Here is a 15,955-nt window from a genome sequence, read left to right as displayed (position 1 = left end):
AACATGAGCCCGGTAGCCTTAACGTTGTTTGGATCACTGTTCATCCTTCTGATCCTGAATGTTCCCATTGCGGTATCACTGGCCTTATCTTCCGTTGTGACACTTTTTATTTTTGATATCCCGCTGTCTATTTTTCCCTTCACCATGTACACGGCAACAGCCAAGTTCACATTACTGGCCATTCCTTTTTTCATTCTGGCAGGCACCATTATGGAAAAATCAGGGATCTCCAAAAGGCTCATCAATTTTGCCAATCTGGTGGTGGGTCATCTCAAGGGTGGTCTGGCCATTGTCACCGTGCTGACCTCCTGTTTCTTTGCAGCCATCTCCGGTTCCGGACCGGCAACCGTGGCAGCCCTGGGAAATATGCTGGTACCCGCCATGGAAGAATCCGGATATGACAAGGGAATGTCGGCGGCCCTGCTTTCTGCCTCCGGAGCCATTGGCATCATCATTCCCCCCAGTATCGCCTTTGTGGTCTATGGGGTAGTGGCTCAGGTATCCATCGGAAAACTCTTTATAGCAGGGATTATTCCTGGTCTTTTATTTGGGTTGATGCTCATTGTGGCAAGTCTCATCGTTTCCCGTAAATACAACATCAAGCAAACGGGTGCCGCAACGGGAAAACAGCTGAGAAAAGCCTTTGTGGAGGCTGTTTGGGGAATCATGACCCCGGTGATCATCCTTGGTGGTATCTACGGTGGTATTTTCACACCTACAGAAGCAGCCGGTGTGGCGGTTTTCTATGGTTTGATTGTGGGGCTGTTCATCTATCGTGACCTGAAACCCAAAGCAGTTCCCAGCCTTCTGGTGGAATCCTCCGTCAGCTCAGCGGTGGTCATGCTCATTGTTGCCGCAGCTTCCCTCTTTGCCTGGATCATCACCACCCAGGGAATTGCCCGGGATCTGGCAGATGTGCTTTTAAGCATTACTTCCAACAAGTATGGCATCCTCATGATCATCAACATCATTTTGCTCATTGCCGGCTGTTTCATCGATGCCGTCAGTGCCTATTACATTTTGATGCCCATCTTCCTTCCCATTCTCAACATCGTGGGAATTGACCTCCTTCATTTTGGGGTGGTGATGACGGTAAACCTGGCCATCGGGCAGATCACACCACCGGTGGGTGTGAATCTTTATGTGGCTTGTGGCATTGCAGATATCGGCATCAACCGAATATCCAAGTCCATTGTACCCTTCCTGGTGGCTTCACTGGTGGCATTGCTGCTGGTAACTTACCTGCCCATCCTGTCGCTGGGATTACCGGCACTCATGGGCATGTAACATCATACGGCCATTAGCCGGAAAAGGAGGATGACTGTGAGCTATACAGCAGCCGCCACCCGGGGCAAGACCCTGGTGGCACGCATATTACCCGGAGAAGACCTGATTCCCTCCATTATTGAATGCTGTCGGGAACATGGTGTCAAGGCCGGTTTTATCACCGTGTGCATCGGCAGTCTCCGCAAGGCATCTTTTGTCTACGCGGTGGAGAACAAAGAGACGTATTACAAAATGGTTTACAGCGAGGCACAAAAACTGGACGGCCCCTTTGAGTTTCTGGGAGGTCAGGGACTGGTGGGGCTGGACGAACATGACGGCTGGCAGGTTCACCTCCATGCATCTTTCTGCGACAAAGACCGAAATGTGCTGGCAGGCCACATGCTGGATGAAGGGAACCTGGTGCTGGCCACCATGGAAGTGGTGATCCAGGAAATCAGTGATATTTCCCTGAAACGCATCTATCATCATCAAAGCGGGTTCAGCTTCTTTACCCCTTTGCCGAAAGAGGAGTGAAAACATGGCAACCATTCTCAATATGCCGAAACTGGGCCTGACAATGACAGAAGGCACTGTTTCCAAATGGAATAAAAAGGAAGGCGACTTGGTGGAAAAAGGAGAAATCCTCTACGAAGTGGCCACAGACAAGATTAATAATGATGTGGAATGCACTGTTTCTGGAACTCTGTTGAAAATTCTGGTGCCGGAGGGGCAAAAACAGCAGATTAAAGCACCGGTAGCCATTATCGGAGAAGTGGGGGAAGACATCACTGCCCAGCTGAATGAGACTGGAACTGCCCCGGCGGAAACCAAAACGGCAGCTCCGGTATCGGCAGCTCCGCCAGCAACCGCTTCAACCCCTCCAGTGCCAATAGTCCCGGCAGCATCGGCGGTGGTAACGGAAGGATACGTGAAAGCCTCACCTCTGGCTAAAAAACGGGCGAAGGAGTTGGGACTTGACCTGGCCCGGATTGCCGGCACCGGTCCCGAGGGCCGGGTGGTTGAAAAAGACGTGTTGCAGGCATCGGCAGCAGGAGGGGCCTGTAAAATCTCGCCGGCTGCGGCGGGAATGGCCCGTACAGCCGGAATTGATCCGGCCACCATTGGTAAAGACGGCCGCATCATGAAAGAAGACATTCTGAAACAAATGGCAGATCAAGCCCGCCTGGCGGGTAGCAACCTGACAGAAACCCGCATTCCCATGACTCAAATGCGTCAGGTCATTGCAGAGCGTATGCTGCAAAGCGTGCAGATTTCTCCGGCAGTTCATTACCAGCTGCGGGTGGATGCCACTGAAATGATGAACTTCCGTGACCGGGTGAAGCAAAAAAGCAAAATCACCTACACCGATATCCTGGTGGCCATCACCGCCCGGGTACTGCGCAGACATCCCCTGCTCAATGCCAGTGTTGACGGCAATGAGATTCTGGTGCGCAACTATGTGAACATGGGCGTGGCCGTTGCGTTGGATGACGGCTTGCTGGTGCCTGTGGTTAAAAACGCTGATCTGAAAAGCTTTCGCGAGATTGGCCGTGAGATCAGTGACCTGGCGGCAAAGGCCAGAGGCAATGCCCTCACCATGGAAGAGATGAGCGGCGGAACATTCACCATTACCAATTTGGGCATGTTTGGCATGGAGGCCTTCACCCCCATTATCAATCAGCCTGAGGTGGCCATTCTGGGTGTCAACAGTATCGTGGAAACACCGGTGTCTGAAAATGGCGCACTGGTCTTCAAGCCAATGATCAACCTGAGCCTGTCAGCCGACCACCGGGTGGTGGACGGTGCCGTGGCGGCACATTTCATGCAGGACCTGAAGGAAGCTGTCGAAAATCCCCTCACACTTCTCTGGTAGACGGTGTGATCAACTGAGGTGAATAACCATGCGAATAGTAGTGATTGGAGGCGGGCCCGGCGGATACGTGGCAGCCATTCGGGCGGCACAATTGGGCGGCGAAGTGACTCTGGTGGAAAAAGCTTCCCTGGGAGGCACCTGCCTGAATGTGGGGTGCATTCCCACCAAGGTGCTGGCTCACAGTACCGAACTGCTTCAGGAAATACGCCATGCAGACACCTACGGGTTGGAAGTACCGGCGGTGTCGGTGAACTGGCCGTGTCTCCAGGAACGGAAACAGGCAGTGGTGAACCAGCTGGTGGAAGGTGTGGGCGGGCTGCTGCGTTCATGGAATGTGGATGTGATTCAGGCGGAGGCATCTTTTGCCAACGAGCAGGAGCTGCTGCTGAAGGAGGCATCGGGGGGAACCCGGTTACTGCCCTTTGACAAGGCCATTCTGGCCGCCGGATCAGAAAGTGTGCAGCTGCCTTTGCCGGGAGCCGACCATCCCGAGATTCTCACCAGCACCGAAGCCCTGTCCCTTCCAACCATTCCCGAAAGCCTGTGTGTCATCGGCGGCGGTGTGATTGGCACCGAATTTGCCGGCATTTATGCAGGCATGGGCACAAAAGTGACGGTCATCGAGATGCTGCCGGAAATTCTGGTGAATATGGAACCGGAGCTGACGGCAATGGTTCAGATGATCATGGAAGAAGAGGGTGTTCATTTCCATACTGACACCCAGGTAAAAACCATTGAAAAAGCACCAACAGGGTTTGTGGTGAATGCCCAGTGCCAAGGCCAGCCGGTAACGGTGACAGCACAACATGTTCTCATGGCCGCTGGAAGAAGGCCGGCTACTGCTTCTCTGGGGTTGGAAAAAGCAGGTATTCGCACTGAAAAAGGACGGGTACTGGTGAATGACCGGTTGCAAACCTCCCTGCCCCATGTGTACGCCATCGGCGACTGCACCGGCGGCACCATGCTGGCGCATACGGCATCAGCCCAGGGCGTGGCCGCGGCGGAAACCATCATGGGTCATTACACGGAAGCCCGTTTCGATACCATTCCTTCCTGTGTGTATATTCGCCCGGAATATGCCTCGGTGGGATTAACAGAAGCGGCTGCCAAAGCAAAGGGTTATGCCGTGAAGACGGGCAAGTTTGCCCTCACCGGTAATGGCAAAGCACTGATTATGAACAACGGGGTAGGTATGGTGAAATTTGTGGCTGATGCAGCCACCGACGAAGTGCTGGGGCTGCATATTTTGGGGCCCCGGGCAACTGATCTCATCAGCGAAGGCACCCTGGCCCTGCGTCTGGAAGCCACTCTGAAAGAGATCGGCACCACCATTCATGCTCATCCCACCTTGTCAGAGGCTATTCTGGAAGCGGCCCATGCCGCCCAGGGACACTGCATTCATATGCCCAAGCCCTGATAAACCCATTCGTTATCCTCCTCCCTTCTCTTGCGGGTGTCGCCTTGTTGCGGTGCCCGCTATATTTTTTTTGGCATAGGAAACAGCATGCGCAAAAAAGCTGTTGATAACGTTTTAGTAATGGCTATAAGCTTTTGATTCACTATTCCTTGTCATCTGTTAATTGAAACAAAAAAGACAAGACATCGTAGATGAAAACAGAGAGACTTAATGAAGATGCATGAACGGAGGATTAAGATGAATCAGTTGAAAGAAGACACATACTTGGATAGGCCGATACCAGTTTCAGCGGGTGAACGCCTCCATGTCATTGACATGCTCCGGGGATTTGCCCTCATTGGCGTTTTGTTGGTGAATACCCAAATGTACAACAACACCATGATGGGTTTTTCGGCAGCTCCGTTAAGCTACACAGGAGCGGCGAACCAGGTGGCGGCCCTGTTGATTCAGATTTTTGCCACCGGTAAGTTCTACACCCTTTTTTCATTTCTTTTCGGGCTGGGATTTTACCTGTTCACTGAACGACTGACAGAAAAAGGCCTTCCGGCCATTCCGCTGTTTCGGCGGCGCCTGCTCCTGTTGCTGTTTATTGGACTCATTCATTTTGCCCTGTTCTGGTATGGTGATATTCTCATGTCCTATGCCCTGACCGGCTTTCTTCTCATGGCTTTTCGCAAAAAACAGCCTCAGCAGCTGAAAAAATGGATCATTATCCTGCTGTGCCTGGCCACCCTGGTGTTGGGAAGCTTAATGGCCCTGCAGTCGGTGAGCCTGGAGTCACTTACTCCCCAACAGACAGAAATCTATGAAGCCCAGATTCAACAGACGGTGAAGCAGTATCAGGAAGGCAGCTATCCGGCCACGATTGTTTACCGCCTTACCCGGGAACTGCCCATTGTCCTTCTTTCAACGATCTTTATCATTCCCAAGCTGCTGGCCTTGTTTCTTGCCGGTCTTTATGCAGGCAAAACCCGCATCTTTCAAAAGCTGCATGACTCAACAAGCCAAGGCGACTCAATAGCCAAAAGTGAGTCAACAGAGCAGCAGGAACGGGTTCGCCGTATCTGGCGTAATAGCGGACTCATCGGCTGGTCACTGACAGCCGTTTATGTGGTGGTGGATCTTCAATTGATTCCCGGAGCTGGACTGGCCGCCAGACTGGCGGCGGAATGGGCCAGGGAAATTTCCACTGTGGCCCTGTGCCTCTTCTACATCACCTCGTTGCTGCGGCTGTGGCAGTATCCCCGCTGGCAGGAGCGCTTGGCCTTCTTCCAGGGTGTGGGTCGACTGGCCCTCACCCATTATTTGACCCAGTCGGTGATCCTCTCCCTGGTGTTCTATGGTCACGGTCTGGGACTGTTGCAGCGCATGCCTCTCTGGCAGGGTATGGTGCTGTCGCTGGTGATTTACACCCTTCAGCTGCTGGTCAGCCGTCCTTACCTGAGGCGTTTTCGCCAGGGACCGGCAGAGTACCTCTGGCGTAAAGGCACTTATGGAAGAAAGACGGCTTGAATCAGAGCCACTGAGGCTTCAGGGCTGGCATTTCATGCAAGGACAGTCTTTTTTTCCCGCATAAGTTCCCCAAAAGCTTTGCCTTCATCGTAATTTGTCGAAAGTCTGGCTCCCTGCCTTTACCATTGGCAGGGAGTTTATGGTATAATCAATCCAACAGATCACAGACAGCAGTACCAGTTGGAAAGACTCTTATTTGGATAAGCAGTTTGTAGGCAGGGGGTGGCAGTGATGTTTAAACCAGTTGGAGACGGCAGTGGTATGGAACACCTGCTCCAGGCCCGTGGTGTCGTGTTACCTAAAGCTGGGGGTGAAGGGATTTCGGCGATCTCAAAAGGTGAGCAGACTGCCTTGGGCGGCAGAGAATCCTGTGAAACCTGTGATAGCCGAAAATACAAAGATCAATCTGACGACCCCAGTGTTTCCTTTCAAAGCCCCACGCATATATCGCCTGAGCAGGCATCGGTTAAGGTGAGGGCCCATGAACATGAGCATGTTCGAAATGAGAAGGCCCGGGCGCAACGGGAAGGCCGTGAAGTCCTTTACCAGACGGTGGTGCTTCATGGGGGAATTTGTCCCGACTGCGGAAAACCTTATGTGGCCGGTGGTGAAACCCGAACGGTCACCCGGGGAAGCATCAGTGCAGAAGACCTGAAAGGGCAAGTGGTGGACACTTATATTTAAAACAAAGACTGAGAAATCTCGGTCTTTTTCCTTGCTGTGCCGGAATCATCAGCGCAGAAGAGTGCGGTTGAAAACCATCCGGCTGAAGCAACGCTGGAATGAAAAAGAAAGACAGCAAAGGAGGATCACCAATGGAAGTCTGGATCATCTACCTGATCATGGGGATACAACTGCTGTTATTGCTGGTACTGGTGATGCGGCAGAAACCTGCATCCTATCAGGAAGAACTGGAAAAACTGCTGCGGAAAAGTGAAGTCCTTGAACATCAGTCTCAACGGATGGAACGGCAAATGAAGGAAGAACTGGAAAAAAACCGGGAAGCCTTCAGCCGCAACGAAAAAGAAGCTCGCAGGGAGTTGACGGACAGCCTGCGCCAGTTTGAATCTGTCACAGAGCGTCGCATGGAGCGTATTCGGGAAGTGATGGAGCAGAAAATGACCCAGCTGCAACACGACAACAATACCCGGCTGGAAGAAATGCGGGCGACAGTGGATGAAAAACTTCACAAGACGTTGGAGCACCGGCTGGGTGAATCCTTTAAGCAGGTGAGTGAACGGCTGGAACAGGTGCATCAGGGGCTGGGGGAAATGCAGACCCTGGCCGCCGGTGTGGGAGACCTGAAAAAAGTGCTCACCAATGTGAAGACCCGGGGCACGTTGGGGGAATACCAGCTGGAAAACCTGCTGGAGCAGCTGATGACCAGTGACCAGTACGGCAAAAACGTGGCTACCCGCCCCGGCAGCAATGAGCGGGTGGAGTTTGCCGTGAAAATGCCTGGCAGAAGTCAGGACGACATTCCGGTATGGCTCCCTGTAGATGCCAAATTTCCCACGGAAGATTACCAGCAGTTGCTGGAAGCCTATGAAGTGGGTGATGCCACGGTGATCGACCAGTGCCGCAAAAAGCTGGTGCAGCGGATGAAGACGGAAGCTAAAAACATCCGGGACAAATACGTGGAACCACCCCACACTACTGATTTCGGCATTCTGTTCCTTCCCTTTGAAGGGCTGTATGCCGAGGTGCTGCGCCTGGATCTTTTCGAAGTACTGCAACGGGAATACAAAGTGATGATTGCCGGCCCCACCACGTTGGCCGCCTTCCTCAACAGCCTGCAGATGGGCTTTCGAACCCTGGCCATTGAAAAGCGCTCCAGCGAGGTGTGGGAGCTGTTGGGGGCAGTGAAAAGTGAGTTTGGCAAGTTTGCCGGTATTCTGGAAAAGACTCGTCAAAAGCTGGATGAAGCCGGTAAGGTTATCGACACTGCCGGGGTGCGCACCCGGGCCATTGAGCGGCGGTTGCGTGAGGTGGAAGCCCTGCCGGCGGAAGCCGGGGAAAAACTGTTGGGAAGTGAGTTTTCCCAGTCAACGGAGGAAATGAATCGTGACTTTGAATAACAAGACATTCCCTTGGACTCCTGCCCTGCTCCAGTGGTTTGAAACCAACCAGCGCCCCATGCCCTGGCGGCAGACATCCACCCCCTATTACCGGTGGCTGTCGGAAATCATGCTGCAGCAAACCCGGGTGGATACGGTGATTCCCTATTTTAATCGGTTTGTGGAACGATTTCCCCATATTGAAGCCCTGGCGCAAGCCTCTGAAGACGAAGTGCTGAAACTGTGGGAGGGTCTGGGTTACTATTCCCGGGCGCGAAACCTGCTGAAGGCTGCCCGGGTCATGGTGGCGGAACATCAGGGCACCTTTCCGGCGACGGAAAAAGCAGCCCTGGCCCTCCCAGGCATAGGCCCTTATTCAGCGGCGGCGGTGCTGAGCATGGCCTATGGAGTGCCTCTTCCCTCGGTGGACGGCAATGTGCTGCGGGTATACTGCCGCCTGACAGCCTTGGCAGAAAACGTGCTGGAGCCGGCCACCGTAAAAAAAGTGCAGCAGGTACTGAAAACGGCCATGCCCCAGCACCGACCGGGTGACTTCAATGAGGCCATGATGGAACTGGGAGCGGTGATCTGCCTGCCCGCCAGTCCACTGTGTCAGAACTGTCCCATCCAAGACCACTGCGAAGCCCATGGACAGCACCGGGTGGATCAACTGCCCCTTCGGATCAAAAAAGACCGTACCACCCGGCATCATTACCTGGTGATGTACCTGCAAAATCCGGCAGGCACCTGTGTGGCCGCACAGAAAAACCCACCCATCGGTTTGCTGGGCGGGCTGTGGGCGTTTCCCATGATGGAAATTTCGGCAGGAACCCATGACATGGAGGCCTTGCCAGCTCTGGCGGCAGAAGAAGCGGCCGCCAGGTGGCAGATTGCCCTTCAGCAGCCGGAGGCTGCCGGCAAACTGCGGCATGTGTTCAGTCACCGCCACTGGACGATGTGGGTGGTGAGTGCCCTATCGGCGGAGCTGCCGCCGGCGTGTGAATGGGTGCCTCATTCAGAACTGTCTGCCAGAGCCTTTCCCGAGGTGTATCAAAAGGTGAGGCGGCTGATGGAGGAACGGGCGGCATCAATCTGACGTTTCACTTCCGATCGGGCGGTGCCGCCAAAGCTTTTGCGGCGGTCAACGGCGGCTTCGATGGTGAGGCGGGGAAAAAGATCTTCTTCAATGGCGGCGTGGAAAGACTGCCATTCTGTGAGACTCAGTCCTTCAAAGCCGGTTCCCTTGGCCAGGCATTGCTGCACGGCCTGACCCACAATGTGGTGGGTTTCCCGGAAGGGCACCCCTTTTTCCACCAGATATTCCGCCACATCCGTGGCCAGGAGAAACCCCTTTTCCAGATGAGGTTGAAGGGAAGCTTCTTTAATCTGAATTTCTGTCAACAGGGAGGGAAGCAGCCCCAGCACTTCGCCCACGGTTTTAAGGGCGTGGAACACTGGGCGCTTGTCTTCCTGCAGATCCCGGTTATAGGTGAGGGGCAGGCCTTTCAAGTTCACCATCAGGTCCTGCAGGGCGGCAAGCACGCCGCTGGTTTTCCCCCGCATCAGTTCCAGCGCATCAGGATTCTTTTTATTGGGCATCATGCTGGAGCCGGTGCAGAAGGCGTCCGGAAGTTCAATGAAATCAAACTCAGAGGTGTTCCAGAGAATCAGGTCTTCACACAAACGACTCACGTGAAGCATAAAGGTGGAAGCGGCGAAGAGGAATTCCAGCAGGTAATCCCGGTCAGAAACTGTGTCTAAACTGTTCTCCGTCACGCCGGCAAAGCCCAGCAGCCTGGTGGTCACGTGCCGGTCAATGGGCAGGGTGGTACCGGCCAGGGCACCGGCTCCCAGAGGATTCAGGTCGGTGGTGTCCAGGGCAGCGCTGAGGCGTACCATGTCCCGGTGGAACTTCCAGAAATAAGCCATCCAGAAATGGCCCAGGGAAATGGGCTGGGCATGCTGCAGGTGGGTGAATCCGGGAATAAACACATCTATATCCTTTTCTGCCCGGTTGGCCAGTGCTTCCAGCAGTTTTTTCTGCGCTTCCAGCAGCTCGGTGATGCGCTTTTTCATAAACAGGCGGTAGTCTGTGGCCACCTGGTCATTTCGGGAACGTCCGGTGTGAATTTTGGCACCCATGGGTCCCAGTTTCTCAATGAGCCGGGCTTCGATGTTCATGTGAACATCCTCCAGAGACACCTGGGGAACCAGGGTTCCCGCTTCGATTTCCTTTTCAATTTCATACAGGGCTTTATCGATGGACTCCTGCTCTTCGGCTGTTAACAGCCCCACATGATAAAGCATGGCGCCGTGAGCCCGGCTGCCGGCGATATCTTCCCGGTAAAACTGCCAGTCCACATCCAGTGACTGGCTGAACTGCTGCATTTTCTCGGTGGGAGAGGCGGCAAAGCGGCCGCTCCATAGGGCTTTATGGGTGGTGTCGTTGTTCATGGTTTTTCCTCCCCTGATGCGGATGATTTTCTTCATCATACTGGAGCAGGGGCATGAAGTCAACAAAAAAGCATATTTATGCATATGTATGAGTATTAATTCTTATCGCAGTCTTTTTGAGATGCATTTAACCCACTGTAACAGCAACTGGAAAGGAGAAGATCTGGAACTGGAAGTTCGGTGTGATAACGGAGGCACTCATGACACTGATGGTGGTGCCAAAATACCAGCAGTAATCGTCTGAACGATAGTTTATTAATAGTAAATAAAAACAATATGAACGAAAGATGGACGTTATGGACATAACCTTCACAATTTTCTGAGATTACCATAAAATGGTCTCAGTGAAATAATGAAGGTTTTTTTATGCCGGAAAACGTTTTAGTGTACAAGGAGGGAATGCATTGTCGACGACAGGTGAGAAAAGCTTGAAGTTACACGAAGAAAATCAGGGAAAGATTGAGGTGGTGTCCAAGGTTCCGGTAAAAACGCGGGATGATCTCAGCATTGCGTATACCCCGGGAGTGGCTGAACCCTGCAAGCAGATTGCAGAGGAGAAGGAGCTGGTGTATCGCTATACAGCAAAAGGTAATCTGGTTGCTGTGGTATCCGATGGAACCGCTGTGTTGGGGCTGGGAGACATCGGACCTGAAGCCAGCATGCCTGTCATGGAAGGAAAAGCTATTCTATTCAAGTGCTTTGCGAATGTGGATGCGTTTCCCATCTGCCTGGATACGAAAGATCCAGACGAAATTGTTAAAACAGTAGAGTATTTGGCACCCACCTTTGGAGGCATTAACCTGGAAGATATTTCTGCGCCCCGCTGTTTCGAAATTGAAGAGAAGCTGAAAAGAACGCTGGATATTCCCGTTTTCCATGATGATCAGCACGGAACCGCCATTGTGACCCTTGCAGGAACCATCAATGCGCTGAAAGTGGTTAAGAAGGAATTTAAAGACTGCCGGTTTGTGATTACGGGCGCTGGCGCCGCAGGTGTTGCCATTGCCAAGTTATTGCTCCACATTGGCGTGAAAGACATTTTCCTGGTGAATCGTGAAGGTATCATTTGCGAAGGTCAGTCACACAAGAACCCATATGTGGCAGAAATGGCCCGGGTCACCAACCGGGAAAAGCGGCAGGGTAAACTTGAAGATGCGTTTAAGGACACTGATGTGTATATTGGCGTATCAGGCCCCAATATGGTGACCAAAGAAATGATTCAACAGATGAATGAAAATGCCGTTGTTTTCGCCATGGCAAATCCCACGCCGGAAATCATGCCGGAAGAGGCTAAGGCTGGAGGAGCGGTGGTTATTGGTACTGGACGTTCTGACTTCCCCAACCAGGTCAATAATGTCCTGGCCTTTCCGGGCGTTTTCCGTGGCGCATTGGATGTGCGTGCCAGTGATATAAATGAAGAGATGAAAATCGCCTCGGCCAACGCCATTGCATCCATCGTCGGAGATGACGAACGATCCCATGACTATGTGATTCCGGATGCCTTTGACTTGCGGGTGGTGGAGAGGGTTGCCAAAGCGGTGTCAGAAGCGGCAGTCAAAACAGGTGTGAACCGCATCCCTTACACACCATAAGATGTGGGAAGCATGTTCATTAAGGTGATGAAAAAGGAGGAAATCATTCATGAGTAGCGAACAAGTGGGTGTTTTTAATGAAAAACTCCCCCATACTGAGAAGAAAGTCTATACCATCATCGGTTTCCCTGTCCCTTTATTTCTATTGTTAACTGCAGTCGTAATGGCAGCGATTTTCACCGGCCGGCTGCCCGGCGGTATGATCGGCGGCTTTGCTTCCATGATCATTTTGGGTGCTATCTTCTTTGAAATTGGAACCCATACTCCCATTGTCAACACCTACTTGGGAGGCGGCGCCATTGTCTGCATCTTCGGAAGTTCTGCTTTGGTGTATTTCAACATTTTGCCTGAAGCCACCGTGGCCACGATGGACACTTTCATGAAGGGTGGTGGGTTTCTGGACTTCTACATTGCCGCACTTATCACCGGCAGTATCTTGGGCATGAACCGTAAACTCCTTATCAAAGCCTCCATCCGTTACCTGCCCGCTATTCTGGGAGGCGTCATTGCCGCCATGGGGGCTGCAGCCCTCGTAGGCACGCTGATTGGATTTGGTGCCCGTGAAGCAATGCTTTTCATTGCCCTGCCCATCATGGGTGGTGGTATGGGTGCCGGCGCCGTACCCCTGTCCCAGATATTTGCCCAGCCTCTAAACCTGGAGCCGGAAGGCGTTCTCTCCATCATGGTGCCAGCCCTGGCCATGGGGAACGCGGTATCCATTGTGGCTGCAGGGTTACTGAACAAATATGGTAAAGGTAAACCCAACCTCTCAGGTGAAGGACAACTGATGATGGTTAAAGATGATAGTGCAAAAGATGATGTTCAACCTGAAAAAGAGCTGCCCCTGGAAATCAAACTGATGGGTATGGGGATGCTCATGGCGACTGCTTTTTTCACTTGGGGGAACTTTTTGGGTCAGTTTCTCCCATCCATTCATCCCTACGCCCTGATGATCATCACTGTCGCTGTGTTTAAAGCCTTTGGATGGCTCCCACATAAGTTTGAATCTGCAGCCAACCAGTGGTTCCGATTTATCATGGGATATACCACAGGTGCTCTCCTGGTGGGCATCGGCATATCTTACACTAATCTGGGCCAGATCATCCAAGCCTTTACCATTCAATATATCATCCTGGTAGTCGTCGTAGTCATTGCTGCCATACTGGGTTCTGGATTCGTGGGGCGCCTCATGGGCTTCTATCCCATCGAAGCATCCATCACTGCGGGTCTATGCATGGCCAACATGGGCGGCACCGGTGACGTGGCGGTGCTGTCAGCAGCAGACCGAATGGTACTCATGCCTTTCGCACAGATTTCTTCTCGAATCGGCGGTGCTTTTATGCTGATTCTGGCCAGTTTTCTGATCAATCTTTTCCTCTGATGAAGAAATTCGATGGAACGCATTGCCATAAATGAAATCTGGCAGAAAATAAGATGCATTAACAGAAAAACGAGATTTTCATTGCGACGCTATCATGGCCGCAGGACGCTGATTTATCAGCGCCTGCGGCTTATTTGTCGGCACACCTGACTAAGTGGTATTTACAGAACACATTGTGGGGGTTGTGGAATGCCGGGATGGATCGGTGATTGACGTGATTCACCAACAGAAACAGCGATCAAAATAGGCACTAAAAAGAGGGAAGAGATTCATCGCGGTGAGCAGGAAGGCTAATGTGGAAACCCTCAACTGTCGATAACCTATATGAAGCATGTGAAAGTGACGGTTTGCAAGAATGATGCATTGATCGAAAGAATGAGCATCTATCATGAAATGCAGAAAAGAGAAGATGTGAAGGGCTATCTGTTCGATCTGCAGAGACAGAGGGGGCATCTTGATGAATCGAAAAAATGTGGCATGTCTCATGGCAATCATCATGATCATGGTAACCTGTTGGCCTGGCGGGGTATTTGCTGATGACCAGCAGGGTGTTAGTGGGAGTTTGACCTATCGTGTTGACGATGGGAAAGTGACCATCACCGGGCTGGTGTATGGACAGGACGAACAACATGTGATCATTCCCGCAAGCATTGAAGGGATGCCGGTTGTGGCCATTGAAGGCACAACGGAACCTGATTCTGGGGAAGCCTTTCAGGAAAAGAACATGTTAACACTGCGCATTCTTAAGGGGCTTGAGTCCATTGGTGATTTTGCATTCGTCGGAAATCAGATGAGCATCCTCCGACTTCCGGTGTCGGTGAGCCATATTGGAAAAGGTGCTTTTCAAGAGAATCCCCTCACCAGAGTGGTGGTGTGGAATGGGGCTGCCACCATTGAAGACCAGGCTTTTGTAACTTCACTGACAGAGCCGGGTGACATGACGGTGGTAGGTTATGTGTACCAAGCAGAAAGTGAAACAGTGACGGCTAATACCTATTCAACGGCAAAACAGTATGCCCTTACCAATGGGCATTCCTTTGAACCCATTATTCCAACAGAATCCATTCAGGTGACGCCTGGGGCAGTGACCCTGGACATTGGCGAATGGAGTGCGCTGTCTGCCGCCTTCAATCCCATCAATGCCACCGCAGCTGAAGACTGGCTGGTGTGGGAGAGTAACAATGCCCAGGTGGCCACTGTCTCCCAGGAGGGTGTTGTCACGGCCATGGGCGAAGGCACGGCGACGATCAGGGCAATATCCGCAGATGAAGTGGTGGGGACGGCAACCATTGAGGTGAGACCACCTGAAGAAGACCCCGGTGATGATGACGATGACGGGGACCCTGATGATGGCGATGACCCCGGCGACGATGATGATCCGGGTGACGATAATGATGACGAACCAGGAGAACCCGACGATGATGACGGCCCGGAAGATCCGGCAGACGTTGTCAGAGTGACAGGCGTTTCACTGAACCGCCGCACCCTCACGCTGGAAGAAGGTGAAACCCGGTACCTTATCGCAACGGTGACCCCGTCCCAGGCCACCAATCAAAGTGTTACCTGGAGCAGCAGTAATGAGTCGGTGGCCCGGGTATCTTCCACCGGTCTGGTGACAGCCCGCAGAAATGGCCGGGTGATCATCACCGTCACCACAGAAGACGGTTCTTACCGGGACACCTGTGAAGTGACAGTGCTTCGGTGGTACGATGACCGATACGAAAGTGATCGAAGAGATTCATCACGGGATACAGGCGGCAGTACGGGCACCACCACTGGCACTCCCGCCACCAGTATGCCGGGGGCCAGTCTTTACAGTGATCAGGCACCATACCGTCAGTTCATACTACCCTCTTTTTCAAACGATCAAGGCTATTTCGCGGTGACAGCTCCGGCAGATTTGGGCCGCAATCAACTGCTTCAGATCCCCTTTGGAGCTCAGCGCTTCAGCAGTTTTACCATTGGGGGAGAGACAGTGGAAGCACTGAAACAAAACCAGAATAATCTCCTGTTGATGGATGGACGACTGGGCGTGTTGGTGGAACCCCAGACGCTTGAGGGTGGCCAGGATTTAAGAATCACCGTGGAAAAGAATGATGAAGGGTATCAGATTCATGCCAATCCCAAAGGTGCGGTGAGTTTGATCTTTTCACCTCCTTCAGGGGAAAGCCTGAGGGGAAGAATAGTCCAGCGGCAGGATGATAACGGTCAGTGGTGGCCAGTACCGTCCACCCAGTTAAATAGCGATGGTGGTGTGACCATCTTTATGGAAGAAGATGGCTTTTACCGGTTTCAATAGCGCTGCAGTACTTCAGCTTCAACAGGATCAGTTTGTGAGGAGCATTCATTGACTGATAGTTTTTCTATCTTCAGAGGATGGCCGGTTTATGGATGGGCAAAAAA

The 15,955-nt window shown here is 52.4% G+C and carries 13 protein-coding genes; 12 read left to right on the top strand and 1 reads right to left on the bottom strand.

The features are described from left to right. Positions 1 to 24: 24 nt before the first annotated feature. From AAIG11_RS08745 to mutY, 8 genes are all read left to right on the top strand, one after another. Complete coding sequence (locus AAIG11_RS08745; RefSeq protein WP_343185861.1) at positions 25 to 1,287, top strand: TRAP transporter large permease; 1,263 nt, start codon at positions 25 to 27, stop codon at positions 1,285 to 1,287. 36 nt (positions 1,288 to 1,323) lie between these two features. Beyond that, positions 1,324 to 1,800: a PPC domain-containing DNA-binding protein gene (locus tag AAIG11_RS08740; protein ID WP_283409612.1), complete on the top strand. Its 477-nt coding sequence runs from the start codon at positions 1,324 to 1,326 to the stop codon at positions 1,798 to 1,800. 4 nt (positions 1,801 to 1,804) lie between these two features. Further along, positions 1,805 to 3,139 carry a dihydrolipoamide acetyltransferase family protein gene (locus AAIG11_RS08735; RefSeq protein ID WP_343185860.1) on the top strand — a complete coding sequence of 445 codons (1,335 nt, stop codon included), beginning with the start codon at positions 1,805 to 1,807 and terminating at the stop codon, positions 3,137 to 3,139. Between the two features lie 28 nt (positions 3,140 to 3,167). Further along, complete coding sequence (gene lpdA / locus AAIG11_RS08730; RefSeq protein WP_343185859.1) at positions 3,168 to 4,556, top strand: dihydrolipoyl dehydrogenase; 1,389 nt, start codon at positions 3,168 to 3,170, stop codon at positions 4,554 to 4,556. A gap of 237 nt (positions 4,557 to 4,793) precedes the next feature. After that, the gene (locus tag AAIG11_RS08725) at positions 4,794 to 6,068 is read left to right on the top strand and encodes a DUF418 domain-containing protein (protein ID WP_343185858.1); all 1,275 of its coding nucleotides are present in this window, start codon (positions 4,794 to 4,796) and stop codon (positions 6,066 to 6,068) included. Positions 6,069 to 6,299: 231 nt separating this feature from the next. Next, the gene (locus AAIG11_RS08720) at positions 6,300 to 6,752 is read left to right on the top strand and encodes a hypothetical protein (protein ID WP_343185857.1); all 453 of its coding nucleotides are present in this window, start codon (positions 6,300 to 6,302) and stop codon (positions 6,750 to 6,752) included. Between the two features lie 131 nt (positions 6,753 to 6,883). Beyond that, positions 6,884 to 8,146: a DNA recombination protein RmuC gene (locus AAIG11_RS08715; protein ID WP_343185856.1), complete on the top strand. Its 1,263-nt coding sequence runs from the start codon at positions 6,884 to 6,886 to the stop codon at positions 8,144 to 8,146. After that, entirely contained in the window at positions 8,133 to 9,221 is a 1,089-nt protein-coding gene (mutY, locus tag AAIG11_RS08710; RefSeq protein WP_343185855.1) for an A/G-specific adenine glycosylase, read from the top strand. The genes AAIG11_RS08715 and mutY overlap by 14 nt, the downstream gene beginning before the upstream one ends. On the opposite strand, the gene argH is transcribed toward mutY, so the two are convergent. Further along, the gene (argH, locus tag AAIG11_RS08705; RefSeq protein WP_343185854.1) at positions 9,176 to 10,579 is read right to left on the bottom strand and encodes an argininosuccinate lyase; all 1,404 of its coding nucleotides are present in this window, start codon (positions 10,577 to 10,579) and stop codon (positions 9,176 to 9,178) included. The two genes, mutY and argH, sit on opposite strands and share 46 nt — an antisense overlap. Before the next feature lie 88 nt (positions 10,580 to 10,667). Between argH and AAIG11_RS08700 the strand changes: the two genes are divergently transcribed. The 4 genes from AAIG11_RS08700 (at position 10,668) to AAIG11_RS08685 (ending at position 15,851) form a co-directional block, all read left to right on the top strand. Then, a complete protein-coding gene (locus tag AAIG11_RS08700; RefSeq protein WP_343185853.1) occupies positions 10,668 to 10,823 on the top strand; it encodes a hypothetical protein in 156 nt (51 codons plus the stop codon). A 184-nt stretch (positions 10,824 to 11,007) separates the two neighbouring features. Beyond that, complete coding sequence (locus AAIG11_RS08695; RefSeq protein WP_343185852.1) at positions 11,008 to 12,171, top strand: NAD(P)-dependent malic enzyme; 1,164 nt, start codon at positions 11,008 to 11,010, stop codon at positions 12,169 to 12,171. A 49-nt stretch (positions 12,172 to 12,220) separates the two neighbouring features. After that, positions 12,221 to 13,552, top strand: coding sequence for a 2-hydroxycarboxylate transporter family protein (locus AAIG11_RS08690; RefSeq protein ID WP_343185851.1), 1,332 nt, complete (start codon positions 12,221 to 12,223; stop codon positions 13,550 to 13,552). A gap of 457 nt (positions 13,553 to 14,009) precedes the next feature. Then, positions 14,010 to 15,851, top strand: a complete 1,842-nt coding sequence (locus AAIG11_RS08685; protein ID WP_343185850.1) for an Ig-like domain-containing protein — start codon at positions 14,010 to 14,012, stop codon at positions 15,849 to 15,851. Positions 15,852 to 15,955 lie beyond the last annotated feature (104 nt).

The sequence above is a fragment of the Anoxynatronum sibiricum genome, assembly GCF_039414295.1.
Classification (GTDB): Bacteria; Bacillota; Clostridia; order Peptostreptococcales; family Tindalliaceae; genus Anoxynatronum; species Anoxynatronum sibiricum.
Note: the sequence above shows the minus strand (reverse complement) of the source record. Positions and strands in the feature narration are given on the sequence as shown.

Excerpts from the sequence above, each read along its gene's own strand:
- lpdA (WP_343185859.1), top strand. The coding sequence starts at position 3,168 with ATGCGAATAGTAGTGATTGGAGGCGGGCCCGGCGGATACGTGGCAGCC.
- AAIG11_RS08700 (WP_343185853.1), top strand. The coding sequence starts at position 10,668 with ATGAGTATTAATTCTTATCGCAGTCTTTTTGAGATGCATTTAACCCAC.
- AAIG11_RS08735 (WP_343185860.1), top strand. The coding sequence starts at position 1,805 with ATGGCAACCATTCTCAATATGCCGAAACTGGGCCTGACAATGACAGAA.
- AAIG11_RS08690 (WP_343185851.1), top strand. The coding sequence starts at position 12,221 with ATGAGTAGCGAACAAGTGGGTGTTTTTAATGAAAAACTCCCCCATACT.
- AAIG11_RS08720 (WP_343185857.1), top strand. The coding sequence starts at position 6,300 with ATGTTTAAACCAGTTGGAGACGGCAGTGGTATGGAACACCTGCTCCAG.
- AAIG11_RS08685 (WP_343185850.1), top strand. The coding sequence starts at position 14,010 with ATGAATCGAAAAAATGTGGCATGTCTCATGGCAATCATCATGATCATG.
- AAIG11_RS08725 (WP_343185858.1), top strand. The coding sequence starts at position 4,794 with ATGAATCAGTTGAAAGAAGACACATACTTGGATAGGCCGATACCAGTT.
- AAIG11_RS08715 (WP_343185856.1), top strand. The coding sequence starts at position 6,884 with ATGGAAGTCTGGATCATCTACCTGATCATGGGGATACAACTGCTGTTA.
- argH (WP_343185854.1), bottom strand. The coding sequence starts at position 10,579 with ATGAACAACGACACCACCCATAAAGCCCTATGGAGCGGCCGCTTTGCC.